This is a genomic window from Stenotrophomonas sp. 3diitr2024 (genome assembly GCF_042136455.1).
Taxonomy (GTDB): Bacteria; Pseudomonadota; Gammaproteobacteria; order Xanthomonadales; family Xanthomonadaceae; genus Stenotrophomonas; species Stenotrophomonas sepilia.
This window is the reverse complement of sequence record NZ_JBHHMJ010000367.1, coordinates 1-5635: the sequence shown is the minus strand read 5'-3', so window position 1 is coordinate 5635 and position 5635 is coordinate 1. Positions and strand designations below refer to the sequence as shown.

The 5635-nt window shown below is 68.7% G+C and carries 5 protein-coding genes; 2 read left to right on the top strand and 3 right to left on the bottom strand.

Annotation, left to right across the window (positions count from 1 at the left end; translation table 11 throughout):
• Positions 1–149 precede the first annotated feature (149 nt).
• Positions 150–1127: a site-specific tyrosine recombinase XerD gene (gene xerD / locus ABGA94_RS09270; protein ID WP_005415216.1), complete on the bottom strand. Its 978-nt coding sequence runs from the start codon at positions 1125–1127 to the stop codon at positions 150–152.
• Positions 1128–1183: 56 nt separating this feature from the next.
• On the opposite strand from xerD, the gene ABGA94_RS09265 reads away from it, so the two are divergent.
• Positions 1184–1675 (top strand): RDD family protein, encoded by a 492-nt coding sequence (locus ABGA94_RS09265; RefSeq protein ID WP_065179146.1) that lies wholly within the window; start codon positions 1184–1186, stop codon positions 1673–1675.
• Positions 1676–1765: 90 nt separating this feature from the next.
• On the opposite strand, the gene lptG is transcribed toward ABGA94_RS09265, so the two are convergent.
• Positions 1766–2872, bottom strand: a complete 1107-nt coding sequence (lptG, locus tag ABGA94_RS09260; RefSeq protein ID WP_049414332.1) for an LPS export ABC transporter permease LptG — start codon at positions 2870–2872, stop codon at positions 1766–1768.
• Positions 2869–3951 (bottom strand): LPS export ABC transporter permease LptF, encoded by a 1083-nt coding sequence (lptF, locus tag ABGA94_RS09255; RefSeq protein ID WP_375367096.1) that lies wholly within the window; start codon positions 3949–3951, stop codon positions 2869–2871. Before lptF ends, lptG begins: the two co-directional genes overlap by 4 nt.
• A gap of 104 nt (positions 3952–4055) precedes the next feature.
• Here lptF and ABGA94_RS09250 point away from each other — a divergent pair, with 104 nt between their 5' ends.
• Positions 4056–5534 carry a leucyl aminopeptidase gene (locus ABGA94_RS09250; RefSeq protein WP_375367094.1) on the top strand — a complete coding sequence of 493 codons (1479 nt, stop codon included), beginning with the start codon at positions 4056–4058 and terminating at the stop codon, positions 5532–5534.
• Positions 5535–5635: the final 101 nt, after the last annotated feature.

Below are 5635 nucleotides of genomic sequence, written 5' to 3'. Positions count from 1 at the left end.
CGGTCAGGCTGAGCGCACCGAACACGGCGGCGATGGCAAATCGGAGCATGGAGCGGTCCGCGACAGAAGAAGACCCCGGATTCTGACACAGCCGCCGGTACCGGGCGGCGACGCCCGGCAGCGCCCCAGGCAGCGATTCAGCCCGGCACTCAGCCACGCGGATGGTGGCGGGCGTGCAGCTTCTGCAGGTGCTCGCGCGCTACCAGGGTGTAGATCTGGGTGGTCGACAATGAACTGTGGCCGAGCAGCATCTGCAGCGCGCGCAGGTCGGCACCGCGGTTGAGCAGATGGGTGGCGAAGCTGTGCCGCAGCCCATGCGGGCTGATCCGCGCCGGGTCGATGCCGGCCACCTGTGCGTGGCGCTTGACCAGATGCCAGAACGCCTGCCGGGTCAGCGCATGCAGCGTCGGTTCGATGAACAACGGGGCCTGCCCATCCGCCAGGGCATGCACCTTGCCCTTGCCGACCAGCTGCGGGCGCGACTGCTGCAGGTAACGCTCCAGCCAGTGCTGGGATTCCTCTCCCAGCGGCACCAGCCGTTCCTTGCTGCCCTTGCCGGTGACCCGCAGCACGCCCTGGCGCAGGTTGACCGCCGTCGCGGGCAGCAGCACCAGTTCACTCACGCGCAGGCCCGCGGCATACATCAGTTCCAGCATGGCGCGATCGCGCAGGCCCAATGGGCTGTCGACGTCCGGGGCCGCCAGCAGCGCATCGATCTGGCTCTCGGCCAGCGCCTTGGGCAGCAGCCGTGGCAACTTCGGCGGGTCCAGCAGCGCGCTGGGATCCTCGCTGCGTTCGCCGCGGCGCACGCCATCGGCGAAGAACGCCCGCAACGCCGACAGCAGGCGCGCGTTGCTGCGCGGTGACCAGCCATGCCGGGTGCGCCAGGCCAGATAATCGAACAGCCCAGGACGCTCGATGCCGGCCAGGCCACCGTCGCGCCCATCCATCCAGCGCGCCAGCCCTTCCAGGTCACGCCGGTAACTGTCGAGGGTGGCACGGGCCAGGCCGTTCTCGGCCCAGATCGCATCGAGGAAGCGCTGGATGCGCACGCCGTCGTCGGCGCGAAGCTCGGGCAGTTGCTGGACCAGCTGGCGGCGTTCTGCGGGGGTGGAGACAAGGGCCATGCGTGCAGGATACGAGGGCCACTGCGGGCACGGCCAGCTTTGCGTATGCTCGGCGCATGTCCCGCCCTGCCACCGACACGGCCCCTGCGGCCGCTACCGAAATGCCCCGCCCACGTGCCTTGTTGGCCTGGCGCGTGCTGGCGATGGTCTACGACGCACTGCCGGTGCTGGCGCTGTGGATGCTGGCCGGCACGCTGTTCACCCTCGCCTACACCTTCAGCGGCCACGCGCAACGCGAGAACATCGCGCCGTTCAGTGCCTGGCAGTGGCTGCTTTGGGCGGTGTGCTGGGCGATCACGGGCTGGTACGCGACGGCCAGCTGGCGCCGCGGTGGACAGACCCTGGGCATGCGCCCGTGGCGGCTGACAGTGCGATCAATCGATGGCACGCCGTTGCGGCGCGGCCAGTTGTGGCTGCGCTTTGCGGTGGGCACGCTGTCCCTGCTGCTGGGCGGACTGGGATTCTGGTGGGCGTGGGTCGACCGCCAACGCCTGACCTGGCACGACCGCGCCAGCGGTACCCGCCTGGTGCGGATGCCGAAACGGTAAGGCGCTGTCTGTAGCGCCGAGCCCGTGCTCGGCTGCTTTCCGCACTGTACGTGACAGCCGAGCACAGGCTCGGCTCTACAACAATCAGAATCAGCCCGACTTGCGCCGGAACAGAAGTCCGGATACCGCCAGCATCACGATCGGCGGCAACGCGTAGGCAATGCGGTAATCGAACTTCAGCGCGCCGGCCATGCGGCCGAAGAACAGCTGCAGCAGCCAGAAGCCCAATGCGAACAGGATGCCCAGGAACAAGCGCTTGCCCATGCCGCCGCTGCGCAGCGATCCGAACGCGAACGGCACCGCCGCCAGGCACAGGGCCAGCACGTTCACCGGATAGAACCAGCGGCTCCAGTACACATCCTCGAAATCGCGCGCGTCCAGCCCGTTGCGTTCGCGGTAGGCAATGCTGGTGCTCAGCTCGGACACGCTGAGGTTGCGCGGCTTGGCGATACCGGTCGCCAGCGCGGCCGGGTCCAACTTCGAGTTCCAGGGCTCACGTGCCACTTCCTGACGGGTTGCCGAGCGCTCGCCAAAGGTGTCGCGGCGCACGCCGGTCAACACCCAGCCGTCCTTGTCGTGCTCGGCGGTGGCGGCATGGGTCAACGAGGCGATCTTGCCGTCTTCGGCGACCCGGTACAGGCGCACATCACGCAGGATCAGCCGCGTGCCCTTGTCGCCCACCAGCTGCTCCTCGCCGCTCTGCGCATTGAGGAAGGTGTCGCCTTCGCGTGCCCACAGCCCCGAGTAACGGGTAGTGGCAATATCCCGCCCCCATTTGGCGCTGGATTTCAGCGCATCGGCACGGTCCTGGCCCCACGGGCCCAGCGTCTCGGCGCTGAGCACCATCACCGCGGTCAGCAGCGACAGCGCAATCGCCACCGATACGCTCAGGCGCTTGCGCGACAGGCCCAGGGCACGCAGTGCGGTCAGCTCCGAGGTCGCGGCCAGCTGGCCCAGGCCCATCAGTGCGCCGATCACCGCGGCCGTCGGGAACATCGTGTAGGCGCGGCGCGGCACGGTGTACAGCACCCACGCGGCGGCATGGCCCAGGGTGTAGCCGTTCTTGCCGATGTCCTTGAACTCGCCGGAGAAGGCCATCACCACGTCCAGGCCCACCAGCACCGCCCAGGTCAGCAGCACGGTGGTGAACACCGACCGGCCCAGGTACAGGTCGAAACGCATCGGGCGCAGCCTCATGCGCGGGCTCCCTTCGGGCGGGCCAGGCGGCCATCACGTACATACATACAGATCGCCAGCGCCAGCAGCGGCAGGGTCAACCACCACAGGCCGAGCGCGGGCGGAATCTTGCCGTTGGCAATCCAGCCGCTGCCGATGAACATCAGGTTGGTGCCCACCATGTAGGCCAGCAGGGCCAGCATCATGCGTCCATAGCGCTGCTGGCGCGGCGAGCTGCGGCCCAGCGGCACGGTCAGCAGGGCGAACGCCAGCGCGATCAGCGGCGGTGCCAGGCGGCGGTGCAGCTGTGCCTGTGCCTGCGGCCGCGCATCTCCGATCAACTGCAGGGTCGGCATCAGTTCGGGATCATCCTCGGTGCGGGTCTGTGCGCCATCGGGCAGGGCCACGTCGTTGCGGGCGAAGGTCGCCAGCCGGTAATCCAGCCCAGCGGCCACCGGGCCTTCCACCTGGTGGCCATCATCCAGCTCCAGGAAACGCTGGCGGGTGCCCTCGAAGTACATGCGGCCACTGTTGGCCGACACCACTTCCAGGCGATCGTCCTTCTGCCGCTGCAGGAACACCTTGCCCAGCTCGGTGCCGTCAGGCGAGATCGAGGACAGGTAGACCACGCCGCCATTGGGCAGCGGCGTGAACCGGCCCGGCTCCAGGCCGGCCATCAGCACGCTGCGGTTGGCCTCGATGATCATCTGCTCGGCCACCCGGCCTGCCCACGGGCCCAGCCACAGCGAGCAGGCGCCGACCAGCAGCACCACCGGCACCACCAGCATCAGCAGCGGTCGCAGCAGTCGCTTGGGGCCAACACCAATGGCGGTGATGACCGCCATTTCCGAGTCGCGGTACAGCCGCGCCACGGCCAGCAGCAGGCCCAGCATCAATGCCAGCGGCAGGATCAGCGGCAGGTAGGCGATGAACTGCAGGCCCAGCTGGGAGAACAGCAGCTTGGCCGGCAGGCGTCCGTCGGCGATGTTGCCGAGGATGTCCACCAGCACGCCGCCCACGCTGACCACCAGCAGGACGATCAGGGTAGCCAGGAAACTCTGGACGAAATCGCCCAGCAGGTATCGGTCGAGCTTCAGCATGGGGCGGTGGTTTAAACTCTGGGGTTCGTTCGCGGTGCCGCCCAGTCTACTGTCTGGGCGTAAACGGCCTGCGATTGTACGGACTCGCCAATGGAATCTGCTCAATGGCCCTCGAATTCACCCTGAACCACGTTGCTCCGGCCGCCGCCACCGTTGATTGCCTGGTGGTCGGCGCGTATGCCGACCATACCCTGACCCCGGCCGCGCAGGCCCTGGATGCCGCAAGCGGTGGCCGCCTGGCGGCCCTGGCCGAGCGTGGCGACCTGTCCGGCAAGACCGGCGCAACCACCCTGCTGCACGACCTGCCGGGCGTGACCGCCCCGCGCGTGCTGGTGGTCGGCCTCGGTGAAGCCGCCCGTTTCGGCGTGCCGCAGTACCTGAAGGCCGTGGGCGACGCCGTGCGCGCGCTGAAGGCCGGCGCCACCCGCAGCGCGCTGTTCACCCTGTCCGAAGTGGCGGTGAAGGACCGCGACGCGGCCTGGACGATCCGTCAGGCGGTGATCGCCGCCGATCACGCCGCCTACCGCTACACCGCCACCCTGGGCAAGAAGAAGGCCGACGACGCCGGTCTGACCCAGCTGGCCATCGCCGGTGACGACGCGCAGGCGCTGGCTCAGGGCCAGGCCATTGCCGCCGGCGTCGAGTTCGCCCGTGAGCTGGGCAACCTGCCGCCCAACTACTGCACCCCGGCCTATCTGGCCGACGTGGGCGTGAAGTTCGCCGGCGAGCACGAGGGTGCCGAAGCCGAGATCCTCGACGAGCACCAGATGGAAGCGCTGGGCATGGGCTCGCTGCTGGCCGTGGCCCGTGGCTCGGCCAACCGCCCGCGCCTGGTCGTGCTGAAGTGGAACAATGGCGGTGACGCCAAGCCGTACGTGCTGGTCGGCAAGGGCATCACCTTCGATACCGGTGGCGTCAACCTGAAGACCCAGGGCGGCATCGAGGAAATGAAGTACGACATGTGCGGTGGCGCCAACGTCATCGGCACCTTCGTCGCTGCGGTCAAGGCCAAGCTGCCGTTGAACCTCGTCGTGGTGGTCCCGGCGGTGGAAAACGCCATTGATGGCAACGCCTATCGTCCGTCGGACGTGATCACCTCGATGTCGGGCAAGACCATCGAAGTGGGCAACACTGACGCCGAAGGCCGCCTGATCCTGTGCGACGCGCTGACCTACGCGCAGCGCTTCGAGCCTGCCGCGCTGGTCGACGTCGCCACCCTGACCGGTGCCTGCATGGTCGCCCTCGGCCACCAGACCGCCGGCCTGATGAGCAAGCACGATGACCTGGCCAACGAGCTGCTGGCCGCCGGCGAGCACGTGTTCGACCGCGCCTGGCGCCTGCCGCTGTGGGACGAGTACCAGCCGATGCTGGATTCGACCTTCGCCGACGTCTACAACATCGGTGGCCGCTGGGCTGGTGCGATCACCGCCGGCTGCTTCCTGTCGCGCTTCGCCGAAGGCCAGCGCTGGGCCCATCTGGACATCGCCGGCGTGGCCAGCGATGAAGGCAAGCGTGGCATGGCCACCGGCCGCCCGGTCGGCCTGCTGAGCCAGTGGCTGCTGGACCAGGCCGCCCGCGCCTGATGCCGTACCCGACCCTGGCCGGCAGACGCCGGCCGGGGCCTCGCCCGGCACTGCCGGGCCCCTGCCTGACCCGGACCCTGCCATGCCCCGCGCCGACTTCT

Coding starts and splice junctions, on each gene's coding strand:
- lptF (WP_375367096.1), bottom strand. CDS start 3,951: ATGCTGAAGCTCGACCGATACCTGCTGGGCGATTTCGTCCAGAGTTTC.
- ABGA94_RS09250 (WP_375367094.1), top strand. CDS start 4,056: ATGGCCCTCGAATTCACCCTGAACCACGTTGCTCCGGCCGCCGCCACC.
- xerD (WP_005415216.1), bottom strand. CDS start 1,127: ATGGCCCTTGTCTCCACCCCCGCAGAACGCCGCCAGCTGGTCCAGCAA.
- lptG (WP_049414332.1), bottom strand. CDS start 2,872: ATGAGGCTGCGCCCGATGCGTTTCGACCTGTACCTGGGCCGGTCGGTG.
- ABGA94_RS09265 (WP_065179146.1), top strand. CDS start 1,184: ATGTCCCGCCCTGCCACCGACACGGCCCCTGCGGCCGCTACCGAAATG.